The organism is Acinetobacter sp. 70_2 (genome assembly GCF_056736115.1).
This window is the reverse complement of record NZ_JBWZIP010000012.1, coordinates 301047-315831: the sequence shown is the minus strand read 5'-3', so window position 1 is coordinate 315831 and position 14785 is coordinate 301047. Positions and strand designations below refer to the sequence as shown.

Here is a 14785-nt window from a genome sequence, read left to right as displayed (position 1 = left end):
TCTAATATTTAAAGTTTTTTTGGGGAATTGTATGGGGTTTGAAAAAACAACATCGCAGATACTATTTGATAATGGCGTACATAAATGTATTAGTTTTACCAGTTTGGTGAAAGGGGAAGGCATACAAGCCAATCAATTTTTAATTATTGATCATGAAAGGGCAGCTGTTATTGATCCAGGTGGTGACTTGACCTATGTTCCATTGACGATGGAACTTAATAAATATACTCGTCTTAAAAATCTGGACTATGTAATCGCTTCACATCAAGACCCAGATATTATTACTTCAATGCCTCGTTGGTTGGTTTATACCGATGCTAAAGTGGTTGCCTCTAAATTATGGGCGCGATTTTTACCTCACTTAAATTCATCATTTATGAGTGAGCGTATGAAAGGAAATTGGGAAGACCGTCTCATTGAGTTGCCAGATCGTGGTCAAGTGATTCAATTGGGTGAATCAAAGCTTGTCATGGTTCCGGCACATTTTCTACATTCGGTGGGTAATTTTCAGTTTTATGATCCAGTTGCCAAAATTTTATTTTCTGGTGATATGGGGGCTTCTATTGTTGAAGATGCAAGTCAGCCTCTCAAAGATTTCGATGCCCATGTGCTGAAAATGAAAGCTTTTCACCAACGTTATATGTGTTCCAATAAAGTCATCCGTTTATGGGTCAACATGGTTCGTCAAATGGATATTGAGATGATTGTGCCTCAGCATGGGACTCCATTTATTGGCAAAGAAATGATTAACCAGTTTTTAGACTGGATTGAAACATTGCCATGCGGTGTAGATTTAATGACTGAACAAATTTTCAGCTGTCCAACATAAAAAATTTAAGTTCAATATCTTGAGTCCAATTTGAAATTTTTTTAGGATTTTGCGTCACAGAAAAATTTTTGATGACGAGAATTTGAATAAAAATGTTATCTCAAGTTGCGACTCCAGATGAGTGCCTTCGCTGTGGGGCATGTTGTGCACATTTTCGGGTTTCATTTTACTGGGCTGAGGCCGAGTTCATAGATGAACATCTTGTTGAACCTTTGACACCCGTTTATTCGTGTATGCGTGGAACTAATCAGGCTCAGCCACGATGTCAGGCTTTGACGGGTGAAATTGGTAAAGAGGTGGGCTGTTCTATCTATGCGGTGCGTAGTTCTACCTGTAAAGAGGTACAGATTGCTGATGAACAGTGTAACAAAGCGCGCTTGGCGCACCAGTTGATTCCTCTGATTGAAGTAAGCCCAGCAGATTCAGAAAATGATCATGACTATGATCAGGTGAGTTAAATATGAGCTAACACGATAATAAGTGAGAAATATTTAGAGTAGGTGAATATCTATTGCTGAAAAAGGCAAAGATAATATGAAAATTGCATTGAAATTTGTTTATAATAGCTCACGGAATTTACCAGTGAGATTGTTATGCTGACCATCGTTCAAGAAGCGCTAACCTTCGATGATGTCTTATTACTTCCTGCCTACTCTACTGTTCTCCCAAAAGATGTCTCTCTAAAGACACGTTTAACTCGCGGCATTCATTTAAATATCCCATTAGTTTCAGCTGCAATGGATACAGTGACTGAGTCACGTATGGCGATTGCAATGGCGCAAAATGGTGGTATCGGGATTTTGCACAAAAACATGGATATTGCTGCTCAAGCTGCAGAAGTACGCCGTGTGAAAAAATTCGAAGCGGGTATGGTGAAAGATCCAATCACTGTAACCCCAGAAACTACAGTACGTGAACTTATTGCAATTACCGGCGCTAATAACATTAGCGGTGTACCTGTTGTTAAAGACGGCAAGGTTGTTGGTATTGTGACAGGCCGTGATACGCGTTTTGAAACTAACTTGGAACAACCTGTTAGTAACATCATGACAGGCCAAGATCGTTTGGTTACTGTGCGTGAAGGCGAGTCTAAAGAAAATATTCAAGCATTATTGCAAAAGCATCGCATTGAAAAAGTTTTGGTTGTTGGCGAAAACAACGAACTCAAAGGTTTAATTACGGTAACTGACTTCCGTAAAGCTGAGAGTTATCCAAACAGTTGTAAAGATGATCTTGGTCGTTTACGTGTTGGTGCTGCGGTAGGTACAGGCGTTGAAACACCAAGTCGTGTGGAAGCGTTGGTTGAAGCTGGTGTTGACGTTATTGTTGTTGATACAGCACACGGTCACTCTGCTGGTGTTATTGAACGTGTACGTTGGGTAAAACAAAACTTCCCTCAAGTACAAGTGATTGGCGGTAATATCGCAACTGGTGATGCTGCATTAGCATTATTAGATGCAGGCGCAGATGCTGTAAAAGTAGGTATTGGCCCTGGTTCTATCTGTACGACACGTATTGTGGCAGGTATTGGTATGCCGCAAATTTCTGCGATTGACAGCGTTGCTAATGCACTGAAAGATCAAATTCCTTTAATTGCAGATGGCGGTATCCGTTTCTCTGGCGATATGGCAAAAGCGATCGGTGCGGGCGCAAGCACAATCATGGTTGGTTCACTTCTAGCGGGTACTGAAGAAGCACCAGGTGAAGTTGAATTCTTCCAAGGCCGTTACTACAAAGCATATCGTGGTATGGGCTCATTAGGTGCAATGGCTGGAGCAACAGGTTCTGCTGACCGTTACTTCCAAGACTCAAAAGCAGGCGCTGAAAAGTTAGTACCAGAAGGAATTGAAGGTCGTGTTCCATATAAAGGCCCAATGGGTAACATTGTTCATCAAATGATGGGTGGTTTACGTTCATCTATGGGTTATACGGGTTCATCAGTGATTGAAGACCTTCGTCAAAATGCGAAATTTGTGAAAATTACTTCAGCGGGTATGTCTGAGTCACATGTCCATGATGTAACGATTACTAAAGAAGCTCCGAACTATCGTGTTGGTTAGATTTTGGTAACCAAATCAATCAAGAAAGCCGTCAGTACACTGACGGCTTTTTGTTTTTGGTGTAAAGTAAATCTAATGAAAAGAGATATGGCAGAATGGCCATATATGAAATGAGCCACGGCTGAAGTGGCGTAAAATGAGATAAGCTATGAGTTATTTTGGAACGGATGGTATTCGTGGAAAATTTGGGCAAATGCCGATTACACCAGAGTTTGCTTTAAAACTCGGGTTTGCCGCAGGGAAGGTATTAAAACGAACGAGTCCAAAAAATAAACCGCTTGTGGTATTAGGAAAAGATACTCGTTTATCTGGCTATATTTTAGAGTCTGCTTTACAGGCGGGGTTAAATGCGGCTGGCGTATATGTTCATTTGCTTGGTCCATTACCGACTCCGGCAATTGCACATCTTACCCGTGCCTTACATGCGCATGCAGGTATTGTTATTTCTGCATCGCACAACCCATATTTTGATAATGGGATTAAATTTTTCTCAAGTGAAGGTAAAAAATTACCAGATTCATTGCAGGAAGAAATTAATAAAGAATTAGAAAAAGATTTATTTATTGAAGACACTGCGAACTTAGGTAAAAGTGTTCGTGTAAATGATGCAAATGGCCGTTACATCGAATTTTGTAAATCTACATTCCCATATCACTTCGATTTAAATAATTTAAAAATTGTTGTGGATTGTGCACATGGTGCAGCTTATAGCGTTGGGCCTTCAGTTTTCCGTGAGTTAGGTGCCAAAGTTGTGGCTCTCTACAACGAACCAGATGGTTTAAATATTAATGAAAACTGTGGTTCAACGCATCCAGAAAGCTTACAAAAAGCAGTGGTTGAACAAGAAGCCGATTTAGGAATTGCCTTTGATGGTGATGCTGACCGTGTCGTAATGGTTGATAAGTTTGGTAACTTAATTGATGGTGACCATATCTTATATATTTTAGCGACTCAGGCGAAAAATAAGCCAGTAGGTATTGTCGGTACTGTCATGAGTAATATGGCACTTGAAGTGGCACTTGAAAAAGCAAATGTTGGCTTTGTTCGTGCAAAAGTTGGTGACCGCTATGTATTACAAGCATTAGATGAAAATGGATGGGTTACAGGTGGTGAGCCATCTGGTCATATTTTAACGTTAGACAAGAGCACAACAGGTGATGCGATTATTGCAGCACTTCAAGTGTTAACGGTAATGGTTGAGCAGAATAAAGCGCTCCATGAATTGGTTCAGGGCTTTAAATTATTCCCACAAGTGCTTGTAAATATACGTTTAGAACAAATGCTTGATCCATATTCTATTCCGGCATTAGTGACTGAGTTTAATAAAGCAGAAGAACAGCTTAAAGGACGAGGACGTATTTTAATTCGTAAGTCTGGAACTGAGCCAGTTATTCGTGTCATGGTTGAAGGTGATAACGAGCAAGAAGTAAAAACTTTGGCTGAACATTTAGCCAATGCAGTCCGTTCACAAGCACAAGTCGCATAAGGTGTATGGCATGAGTGATGTCATTAAAGACTTAAGTGAATTACGCTTAAGCTATGAACAAGGTGAATTGTACGAGACACAAGTAGCTAGCAATCCACATGAGCAATTCTTAGGTTGGTTTAATCATGCCTTAGCTGCTAACTTGCACGAACCATATGCGATGTCGTTGGCAACTGCAAGTGCTAACGGTCGTCCGCATGTCAGAACTGTATTGTTACGTGGTGCGACAGAAGCAGGGTATGATTTCTATACCAACTATGACAGCCAGAAAGGGGCAGATTTGGCAGAAAATCCATATGCTGAGCTGTTATTTTATTGGCCAAGTCTAGAGCGTCAGGTACGTGTGGGTGGGTATGTTGTGAAGATTCCTGAACAGGAATCTACTGACTATTACCATAAACGTCCACGCGATAGCCAGATTGCAGCTCATATCAGTACGCCTCAAAGCGGAAAGATCGAAAGTCGAGAGTTGTTACAGCAGCGTTTCCAAGACTTGCAAAAACAAGTTCAAAGCCGTGAAGTACTCGATAAGCCAGAGTTTTGGGGCGGATATCGTCTGCAACCGGATTATTATGAATTCTGGCAAGGACGACCAAATCGTTTACATGACCGCTTGAGTTATGAAAAAATCGACGGTCAATGGACATTGCACCGACTGATGCCTTAAATGACAAAAATACAAATTAAACAAAGACCTTTATTGACACGCCCTGAACAGTTTCAGGGCGTGCCTCCGTTTATTGCCGAGATTTTGGCAAGACGTGGAGTGCAGTCTGAACAAGAACTAGAGCTAAAACTTAAGAATCTGCTTGCTCCAGAGCTCAAAGGATTGGATGCTGCTGTCGCATTAATGGATCAAGCCATTGATGAACAGAAAAAAATTGTGGTTGTGGGGGACTATGATGCTGATGGTGCAACCAGCACAGCTTTAATGATGCTCGTGCTTCGCGACATGGGAGCACAAGTCGACTATTTGGTTCCAGACCGATTTAAATATGGTTATGGTCTTACTCCAGCCATTGCTGAGCTTGCCCATCAAACTTATCAACCCGATCTATTAATCACGGTAGATAATGGAATTTCTAGCCACGCTGGTGTTGATGCCGCACATGCCCTAGGCATGCAAGTAATTATTACCGATCATCATTTAACGACTAAAGAAACCCCGCTTGCTGAGGCGGTGGTGAACCCAAATCAATTAGGCTGTGAGTTTCCAAGTAAAGCACTTGCCGGTGTTGGTGTTGCCTTATATGTGCTTGCCAATTTAGCGAGTCTACGTAATAGACAAGGCAAAAGCACAAGCAAAGTCACCCAATATTTAGATTTAGTCGCTTTGGGAACTTATGCAGATGTGGCTGTTCTGGACTATAACAACCGTATATTGGTCGATGCGGGCGTAAAACGCATTCAGCAACATCAGTGTCGAGTTGGAATTTTAGCCTTACTGGATATTGCTGGTCGTGAAGCAACTTCAATACGTGCACAAGATTTAGGATTTGTGCTTGGGCCACGCATTAATGCAGCAGGGCGTATGGAGAGCATGCGCATTGGGATTGAGTGTTTATTAGCAGACTCTATGGAAACTGCATATCCGATTGCTCAGCAATTAAATCAGTTAAATATAGATCGCCGCCAAATTGAAGGGGAGATGAAGCAACAAGCTTTATCGGCCTTAGATACTCTACAACTTTCACAGCAAGATATTCCTGCGGCGCTTGTTCTATTTGAAGAAAACTGGCACCAAGGCGTCATTGGTATAGTCGCGGGGCGTTTAAAAGAGCAGTTCCATCGACCAACGATTGTGTTTGCACCCGATGAAGATGGCATTCATATTAAAGGTTCAGCACGTTCAATTGATGGTGTCCACATTCGAGATACCATTGAACAAGTTGCCGAACAACATCCTGAGTTAGTGAGCCATTTTGGTGGGCATGCGGCAGCGGCGGGCTTAACAATACGTAAAGAAAACTTTGAAGCTTTTAAAACCGTATTTAATGATTGTGTCGCTGCGATGGATGAATCTATCTTTCAAGCGACATTATGGACTGATGGCGAGCTACCTGTTTCTGCTTTGCAGTTAGATACTTTGAACTGGATTGAGCAGTTAGGGCCGTGGGGACAAAAATTTCCGCTGCCTCAATTTGAAGGACATTTTAAAGTTATCGATTTCCGTTGGCTCAAAGAGACACATTTAAAACTTAGACTAGCGATAGATCAATACAGTTTCGATGCGATTGCTTTTAATGCAGCAGGTCGCTTCGAGTTTGATCCAATGCGTGACCATGTACATCTGGTCTATGAAATAGACCGTAATGTTTTTAATGGCAATGTGAGCTTACAGCTACGAATTGTGCATTTAAATCAATAAAAAAATCCGCTCAATTGAGCGGATTTTTTTAATCTAGGTAAGATTAGAAGCGGTATGCTGCACGAACACCATAAGTGTTGTCGTTATCACCGAAACCAATACGACCTTCAACACTTACTTGCTGATTTAAGAATTTTTTAGCATTAATGCCCCATTCGTCTTTATCAGTTAAGTCATTGTTGTAGTAGTCCACACCTAAACTTAAAGTTTTATCGATGTAGTAGTCGCCACGAACTTTATATTCGTCAAGGTCACCAAACGCGCCATACGCTTCAAGGTTTACGTCATGTTGACCAACTTGAGTTACGTATTTTGCACGAACGGTAGGGTCTGCACCGTCTTTACCGTCTTTTTCGTCATAACCTTTAACACCTAAAGCAAGCAACAAACCTGGTGCTGGTAAGTAACCTACTTCAGCAGCATAAGTAGTTACTTTGCTGTCAATATTGGTGTTGTCGACTTCACGCTCATTTCGACCTACATCACCGCTAAGGTAGAAGTCAGTGTTAGGAACATAATATTCAACACCTACGCCATATTGAGTATCTTTAGTACCGCTGTTATCGCCATAGTTAACATGTGCGTTAACGTTGCTTGCACGGTTTAAGAATGCTGCTTCAGCAAGTGGTGAATTACGTGTTTGAACAGGGTTGAAATAATAAGTCCCGTCAACACCGAATTTGCTTACGCTGCTGCCGTTATCTGGATCAAGATAAGTGTAAGAACCACCAACTTCAGCTTGGTAAGCGTTTGCTGCGCCGCTTACTGCAAGAGCAGATAAAAGAGCTGATGCAATTGCTAGTTTTTTCATGGAATCTCTCCCCTCTAAAAACGATTTTATAAATGTTTTGTTACAACTTTTAGTCTAGAGCAAAATCATTTACCGTCAATCTTGCACAAGTAACCGTACTGTAACCATGTGCTTTTTTTGTAAATATATTTAATTTAAATTATTAATTTTTAAATATAAAAACATAATGTTTTATTTTATTAAAATTGAGGAGATTTTGTGTAGAAACTCAAAAATGCTGGAAAAGTACCCAATTTTGTATGGGGATGTTACGAGTAAAGCTTAAAAGGAAATGAAAAAAAGCTCAGATAAATTCTATCTGAGCTTTTATATTTAAAAATTATAAATTCTTATTCATTAGAAACGGAAGGTTCCATTAATACCAAAAGAATCTGCATCATCAACTGTCGTATAAGACAAACCTACTGCTACTTGTGGAGTAAAGAATTTTTGGGCACGTACACTAAAAATGGTATCTGAATCATCTGCCGTTGAGTTAGCAAAAGATGCACCAATACTTAAAGTAGGATCTAGATAAATATCTGCACCTAAACGGTAAGTTGTCTCATCGCCAATGTAAGTTTGTCCTTCAAAGTTAGTATAAAAATTACCAATTTGAGTAACATATTTTGCGCGCAGTGTTACGGCTTTATCATCATCTTCACCAGTGACTGTTGTTGCATTAGTGAAAGAAGTAAGGAAACCATATTTAGCTGCTTGAATTGGGTCAAAACTTTCAGAAAGATCAGCTACACCAGCGGCTAGTAATAAGCCATCTATTGGTAGGAAACCAACTTCTAGAGCGTAACCATTACCGCTTTCATCAGCTGAACCGTAATTATTTACAGTAACTTCTCTTTTTGTACGGTTAAAGGCTCCAGACAAGTAGAATTGGCTATTTGGAATAAAGTATTCTCCTGCCACTCCTACAGAATTATATTCAAGTTTTGCATAATCTTGATCATCTTCTACTTTACTATACGTATAACCAGCACCGATATTAGAGGCTTTATTTAAAAATGCGGCTTCAGCTAAAGGATAATTTTTAGTTTCAACTGGATTAAAATAATATTTGCCATTAATTCCAAAACTATTAACTTCTCCACCATCCATATCTGTAAATTCATACATAGTACCAACTTCGGTTTGATAGGCATTAGCATTGAAAGCACAAACGGTCGTAATGAGGGCAAGTAAAAAATTTGATTTATTCATGATAAAACTCTTAGAATAAGTGTTATAAATTTATAAAGATTTTAAGTTGTTAATTTTAATATATTTTTTAAAATTAAACAATAATATTATATTTTGAACTATCAGTTTAATAATAAAAAATAATAAGTCTCGTTGATTTTGTTCGATACTGACAAGCTATGATAAAATATTCGACTGTTTATCTGTTTTTATGGGAACACTCGCGTGGAAATTAATCCTTATCTAAACCAATTGAAAGACTTAACTGATCGTAGCCAAACACTACGGGGGTATCTTTGACTACGATCTGAAAAAAGAACGTTTAGAAGAAGTTTTACGTGAGTTAGAAGACCCTGCGATCTGGAATGATCAAAACCGTGCTCAGGCAATGGCAAAAGAAAAGGGCGAACTAGAAAACGTTATTAATGTGTTGGATGGTTTATCTACACAGCTTGAAGATGCCAAAGCAATGCTCGATTTAGCTGTTGAAGCTGATGATGAAAGCTTGCTGGTAGATGTGCAATCTGAGCTTGGCGCTGCCGAAGAAGAATTAGCAAAACTTGAATTCCGCCGTATGTTTAGCAACCCAATGGACCCGAATCCTTGCTATGTCGAGATTCAAGCAGGTTCAGGTGGTACAGAAGCACAAGATTGGGCTTCAATGTTATTACGTATGTATATGCGCTGGATTGAACGTCACGGTTTTAAAGCAGAACTTATGGAAGTATCTGATGGTGACGTAGCAGGTATCAAATCTGCAACGATTCGTGTTGAAGGTGAATATGCATATGGCTGGTTACGTACAGAATCTGGCGTACACCGTTTAGTGCGTAAGTCACCATTCGACAGTGGTAACCGCCGTCATACGTCATTCTCTGCGGTGTTTATTTCACCGGAAGTTGATGACAATATCGAAATCGATATTAATCCTTCGGATGTTCGTACTGATACTTACCGTGCATCTGGTGCAGGTGGTCAGCACATTAACAAAACAGATTCAGCAGTTCGTTTGACGCACATTCCATCTGGTATTGTGGTTGCGTGTCAAAACCAGCGTTCACAACATGCGAACCGTGATCATGCATGGAAACAGTTACGTGCAAAATTGTATGAACTAGAAATGCAAAAACGTAATGAAGCAGCTCAAGCACTTGAAGACTCGAAGTCTGATATTGGTTGGGGTAGCCAAATTCGTTCTTATGTACTTGATGACTCTCGTATTAAGGACTTACGTACAGGTGTTGAAAACTCAAACACTGGTGCAGTTCTTGACGGTGACCTTGATCGTTTCATTGAAGCGAGTTTAAAGCAGGGGTTATAAGAGTCTTTTGAACTTTTAGTTCTTTAAAACTCTTAAATTTTTAGCGATTAAAACGGCAAAGCAGTTCAGTGATCGGAAGTTAATCGGAAAAATACGATATGAATATCGAAAAAAATGGATATGAATATCGAAAAAATGCGATATTATGTTTTCGAAATGCTGAACGAAGCTTTGTTCGTTTAAAAGACGTGTTGAGCCTATGGATATTGATGCAATTAGCAAAGCCCTAGCCAATCCTCTGCGTCGGCAGATTCTGCAATGGTTAAAAGAACCTGCGCATTATTTACCGGTAGAAGAGTGTGGTGGTAGTTTTGAAAAAGGGGTTTGCGCAGGTCATATTGAACGTTTGGGTAAAGTAGCTCAGTCTACAATGTCCAATCATTTGTCTGTATTACAGCAGGCCGGTCTCATTCAGGTCCAAAAATATGGGCAATGGTCTTATTTTTCACGTAACGAAGCTTTGATTCAGCAATATATCGAACATTTAAAACAAACACTTTAAAACAAATAAAGTGTAAGTCGAGGCGATCATGGCTGAACTCAATACTCCCTTAACAGTTGGTGATTTTGAAATTAAAAATCGACTGGTAATGGCCCCATTAACACGTGCACGTAGTGGCGAAAGTCGTGTTCCAAACGACTTAATGGTGGAATATTATCAGCAACGTGCAAATGCTGGTCTCATTCTCACTGAGGCAACAGTTATTGGTTCAAAAACTGTGGGTTATGCAGACACTCCTGGACTATGGTCACAAGAGCAGGCACAAGCGTGGAACAAGATTATTGAAGCAGTTCATGCGCAAGGTTCAAAAATTGTAGTTCAACTTTGGCATGTGGGCCGTATTTCAGATCCTGAACTTTTGGATGGCGATATTCCTGTTGCACCAAGTGCGATTCAACCTGCGGGTGAAGTGAGTTTATTACGTCCTAAGCGCCCATATGTAAAACCACGTGCGCTTTCAATTGAAGAAATTCAAGAAGTTGTTGCTCAGTATAAACATTCAGCAGAGCTGGCTAAAGCAGCAGGTTTTGATGGTGTTGAGTTACACGCTGCAAATGGTTATTTAATTGACCAGTTCCTTCAAAGTAATACCAACCAACGTGATGATGAATATGGTGGTCCGGTTGAAAACCGCGCTCGTTTATTATTAGAAGTGGTTGATGCCTTTATTGAAGTGTGGGGCGCTGGCCGAGTAGGTGTACATATTGCACCGCGTGGCGATTCACACGATATGGGTGATGAAAACCCGTTAGCAACATTCGGTTATGTGGTTGAACAATTGAGTCAACGTAATGTAGCTTTCATTTTCTCTCGTGAGTATGAAGCTGCCGATAGTATTGGTCCTAAACTTCGCGAAAAATTTAATGGTGTATGGATTGCCAATGAGAACCTAACACCAGAGTCAGCAAAACGTATTTTGCGTGAAGGTCAGGCAGATGCGGTATCTTTTGGTAAGGCTTATATTGCGAACCCAGATCTGTTACAACGTTTAGAGCAAGGTCTACCATTAAATGAGCTTCAACCAACAACTTTATATGCTAAAGGCGCTGAAGGTTATACGGACTATCCTGCTTTAGAAGCTTCATAAAATCGTTATTTTGTTTAAATTTATTATTTGCTGAACTTACTCTTTTGTGAGTTCAGTCAATGACTTTTCTTGTATATGGTAGAGTTTAGGTATCGAAACTCTGCCATTTTTTTTATCTATGTTATATTTTCCCCAGTTTTTAAATTTTGACTATTTGAGGCAAACCGCTTGGCGACCCCATTTTGGTACAACACAGCACTCCATTTATTAAAACCGTTTTATCGCTGGCGGATAAAAAGACGTGCAGAAAGTCTGGAATTATATCATCAGGAATGTCTGGAAAGATTTGGGCCGTTTGAAGATCCGAAGAATGTAAAAGCCATCTGGTTTCATGCTGTTTCAGTCGGGGAAACCAATGCTGCACAGCCACTCATTGAGCACTATCTCAAACTTGGGCAGCCAGTTTTAGTGACCAATACTACAAAAACAGGTCAGGCTCGTGCCAAGTCACTTTTTTTAAAAGAACCCTATCTAGATTTATTCCAAGCGGTTTATTTGCCTGTAGACCAAAAACCGCTTTTAAAACAATTTTTCGAGTCATACCAACCGAGACTTTTAGCACTAGTTGAAACCGAGCTTTGGCCAAATTTAATCGATCAAGCCAAATTGCAGCATGTGCCTTGTTTGTTACTTAATGCTCGTTTATCTGAAAAGTCAGCAAAAGGTTATAGCAAAGTCTCAGGTTTAACTGCTGGTATGTTAAAGCAAATCGACTGGGTACTAGCACAAGATAGTGCAACCCGTCAGCGTTATGTCGAGCTTGGTTTAGACGAGCATAAAAGTCAGGTTGTTGGAAATATTAAGTTTGATATTCATGCGCCTGAGGTTTTTATTAAGCAAGCTGCCCAATTGCATCAGCAGTGGTATTTGGCAAATCGTCAGGTTGTGACGATTGCCAGCACACATGCACCCGAAGAACAACAAATTTTGGAGGCACTTGCACCTCATTTAAATTCAGATCGTGAGTTGGTATGTATAGTTGTACCGCGCCATCCTGAACGCTTCGATGAAGTATTTGAGGTTTGCCAAAATTTAAATTTAGTCACTCATCGAAGAAGCATGGGGCAGAGTATTCATGCCAGCACGCAGGTTTACTTGGCTGATAGCATGGGGGAGCTTTGGTTATGGTACGCCTTAAGTCAGGTGTGCTTTGTAGGCGGTTCTTTAAATGAGCCGGGTGGTGGACATAATATTTTAGAACCTATGGTTTTAAATGTACCTACAGTGGTTGGACCTCGTTATTTCAACTTTCAAACAATTGTTGATGAGTTCATTGATGAAAATGGCGTACTGATTGCTCAAGATGCACAGCAGGTCGTTGATATCTGGTTGGCTTGTCTGGCAGAACCTGAAGCCACTGAACAGTTAGTGGTACAGGCGCATAAAGTATTGCAGCGTAACCAAGGTTCCTTGCAAAAACATATTGGGGTGATTAACCGGTATTTGGCCGAAAAACCATGAATATTGTTTTACTAGAACCTGAAGATACTCAGTCAGAAATCTGGTCGATTCATTCAAAGCGCCAATTACAACATTTACGTGAACATCTTGATATTACGGTTGGCCAAAATCTGAAAGTTGGTATTCGTAATGGCGCACGTTATGTCACAGAAATTGTTTCGATTGATGAGCAAGAAGCGTGTATACGCCCTATTCGTGAAGAAGGAGTACCGGCAAAACTTCCAGTTCATTTAATTTTGGCTTTACCAAGACCTAAAGTTTTACGCCGTTTAATTATGGATAGTGTGACTTTAGGTGTTGAAAAGATAAGCCTAATTCATAGTTATCGCGTTGATAAAAGCTATTGGCAAACTCCATTTTTACAACAAATTGATCAATACGTTACGCTTGGACTTGAACAAGCAGGTGACACCATCGTTCCTGAAATTCAAATGTATAAACGTTTTAAACCTTTTGTTGAAGACGTTTTGCCAACCCTAATTTCAGAAACATCTCCTGCCTATGTGGCTCATCCTTATGCTGAGCAGAGTATGCCAAGTAACATTGACCATGCTTGCAGTATTATCGTGGGTCCCGAAGGTGGCTTTATTCCCTATGAAATTGATTTACTCACAAAAAACGGCTGCCAAGCTGTGAGCTTAGGCAACCGTATTTTAAGAACTGAAACGTCTATTTCTTATATTTTAGGTCGTTTATTTAGTTGAGTTATCCGCATTCAATGGCAAATGATTTGCAGTCATTTTTAACTCCTGAATTGGGTAAGGAATATTAATGCCATTTGCATTGAAGGCTTGTTTTACTTCGGCTTGAATAGTGCTTGTAGATGATGAAATATCTGTCTCAGTGGTGTTAATCCACCAGCGTACCGTAAGGTTAACCGAGAAGTCGGCTAGAGCTGTCACGTTAACTGAGAAAGCAGGCTGACTCAATACATTTCGGTCATTATTGAGAATATCTAAAATAATTTGCTTCGCTTTTTGCTCATCGTCGTCATAGCCAATTCCAACCACAAACTCGCAGCGTCGTTGTTGATAGGCTGTATTTACCGTTAAGGCACTTGTATAAACAGTTGCGTTTGGAATAACAATACGACGGCCATCTGGCGAGCGTAAGAAGGTTGCACGAATCTGAATATCTTCAACAGTTCCTTCAAGCGAATTCACAACAATTGAATCGCCAATACGGAATGGCTCGCTCAATAAAATTAAAATACCTGAAAGTAGGTTTTGGAAAATATCTTTAAACGCAAAACCAATTGCGACCGAACCAATACCTAAGGCACTCATGAGTTGGCCCGGTGTGAACCCTGGAATCATAATGACGAGAGCAATTAAGAAACCAAAGAATAAAATTGTTGTACTGCCGACACGGTTTAAAACAAGAACCAGATTTTGGCGAGTATAAGAACGATTTTCTAAAGTCTTACGCACAAAGAATTTAAATAATTTGGTCAGTAGCCAAAAAATAATAAAAACGGTAATCGCAATGCAAATATAAGGTACACGTTCCCAGAAACTATCTACAATTTTGTCGATAGTGGTATAGGCATCATGATATTTCTCGGTATGTGCTAAAACCGTTTGAGTGGTTTTAGTACCCGCTTCTTGCAATAGTTCGCCTGTATTTTTTGCAACATCCGTTAAGGATTTTTGTTCATCAGCCACGACAAGTCTCGATTGAATAAATT

14 protein-coding genes are annotated in these 14785 nt (G+C 40.1%); 11 read left to right on the top strand and 3 right to left on the bottom strand.

Annotated features, from left to right (window positions below; genetic code table 11):
• Window positions 1-31 precede the first annotated feature (31 nt).
• The 6 genes from AC1PJ9_RS05345 to recJ all read left to right on the top strand — a co-directional run bounded on the left by AC1PJ9_RS05345 (window position 32) and on the right by recJ (window position 6743).
• Entirely contained in the window at window positions 32-829 is a 798-nt protein-coding gene (locus AC1PJ9_RS05345) for an oxygen-binding di-iron domain-containing protein (RefSeq protein WP_263614816.1), read from the top strand.
• A 92-nt stretch (window positions 830-921) separates the two neighbouring features.
• On the top strand, window positions 922-1287 hold the full coding sequence (locus AC1PJ9_RS05340) for a YkgJ family cysteine cluster protein (protein WP_263614815.1): 366 nt from the start codon (window positions 922-924) through the stop codon (window positions 1285-1287).
• Between the two features lie 135 nt (window positions 1288-1422).
• A complete protein-coding gene (gene guaB, locus AC1PJ9_RS05335) occupies window positions 1423-2889 on the top strand; it encodes an IMP dehydrogenase (protein ID WP_311069946.1) in 1467 nt (488 codons plus the stop codon).
• 148 nt (window positions 2890-3037) lie between these two features.
• Window positions 3038-4375: a phosphoglucosamine mutase gene (gene glmM, locus AC1PJ9_RS05330; protein ID WP_311087253.1), complete on the top strand. Its 1338-nt coding sequence runs from the start codon at window positions 3038-3040 to the stop codon at window positions 4373-4375.
• Between the two features lie 10 nt (window positions 4376-4385).
• Window positions 4386-5042 carry a pyridoxamine 5'-phosphate oxidase gene (pdxH, locus tag AC1PJ9_RS05325; RefSeq protein ID WP_311087252.1) on the top strand — a complete coding sequence of 219 codons (657 nt, stop codon included), beginning with the start codon at window positions 4386-4388 and terminating at the stop codon, window positions 5040-5042.
• The gene (recJ, locus tag AC1PJ9_RS05320; RefSeq protein ID WP_311087251.1) at window positions 5043-6743 is read left to right on the top strand and encodes a single-stranded-DNA-specific exonuclease RecJ; all 1701 of its coding nucleotides are present in this window, start codon (window positions 5043-5045) and stop codon (window positions 6741-6743) included.
• Window positions 6744-6786: 43 nt separating this feature from the next.
• On the opposite strand, the gene AC1PJ9_RS05315 is transcribed toward recJ, so the two are convergent.
• Both AC1PJ9_RS05315 and AC1PJ9_RS05310 read right to left on the bottom strand, forming a co-directional pair.
• Window positions 6787-7554, bottom strand: a complete 768-nt coding sequence (locus AC1PJ9_RS05315; protein ID WP_311087250.1) for a putative porin — start codon at window positions 7552-7554, stop codon at window positions 6787-6789.
• 336 nt (window positions 7555-7890) lie between these two features.
• Complete coding sequence (locus AC1PJ9_RS05310; RefSeq protein ID WP_311069943.1) at window positions 7891-8748, bottom strand: putative porin; 858 nt, start codon at window positions 8746-8748, stop codon at window positions 7891-7893.
• Between the two features lie 204 nt (window positions 8749-8952).
• On the opposite strand from AC1PJ9_RS05310, the gene prfB reads away from it, so the two are divergent.
• The 5 genes from prfB (at window position 8953) to AC1PJ9_RS05285 (ending at window position 13802) form a co-directional block, all read left to right on the top strand.
• Window positions 8953-10048 (top strand): peptide chain release factor 2 gene (gene prfB / locus AC1PJ9_RS05305; protein ID WP_099143691.1). Its coding sequence is split into 2 segments (ribosomal slippage): window positions 8953-9024 and window positions 9026-10048, totalling 1095 coding nucleotides; the frame shifts between segments, so codons are not numbered across the junction.
• 199 nt (window positions 10049-10247) lie between these two features.
• On the top strand, window positions 10248-10550 hold the full coding sequence (locus tag AC1PJ9_RS05300; RefSeq protein ID WP_002053977.1) for an ArsR/SmtB family transcription factor: 303 nt from the start codon (window positions 10248-10250) through the stop codon (window positions 10548-10550).
• A 28-nt stretch (window positions 10551-10578) separates the two neighbouring features.
• Window positions 10579-11637 (top strand): alkene reductase, encoded by a 1059-nt coding sequence (locus AC1PJ9_RS05295; RefSeq protein WP_311069942.1) that lies wholly within the window; start codon window positions 10579-10581, stop codon window positions 11635-11637.
• Window positions 11638-11805: 168 nt separating this feature from the next.
• Window positions 11806-13098, top strand: coding sequence for a 3-deoxy-D-manno-octulosonic acid transferase (locus tag AC1PJ9_RS05290; RefSeq protein WP_311069941.1), 1293 nt, complete (start codon window positions 11806-11808; stop codon window positions 13096-13098).
• Window positions 13095-13802 carry a 16S rRNA (uracil(1498)-N(3))-methyltransferase gene (locus tag AC1PJ9_RS05285; RefSeq protein WP_311087249.1) on the top strand — a complete coding sequence of 236 codons (708 nt, stop codon included), beginning with the start codon at window positions 13095-13097 and terminating at the stop codon, window positions 13800-13802. The genes AC1PJ9_RS05290 and AC1PJ9_RS05285 overlap by 4 nt, the downstream gene beginning before the upstream one ends.
• Here AC1PJ9_RS05285 and AC1PJ9_RS05280 read toward each other — a convergent pair.
• Window positions 13791-14762, bottom strand: coding sequence for a mechanosensitive ion channel family protein (locus AC1PJ9_RS05280; RefSeq protein WP_311069939.1), 972 nt, complete (start codon window positions 14760-14762; stop codon window positions 13791-13793). The genes AC1PJ9_RS05285 and AC1PJ9_RS05280 overlap by 12 nt on opposite strands.
• Between the last annotated feature and the right edge of the window lie 23 nt (window positions 14763-14785).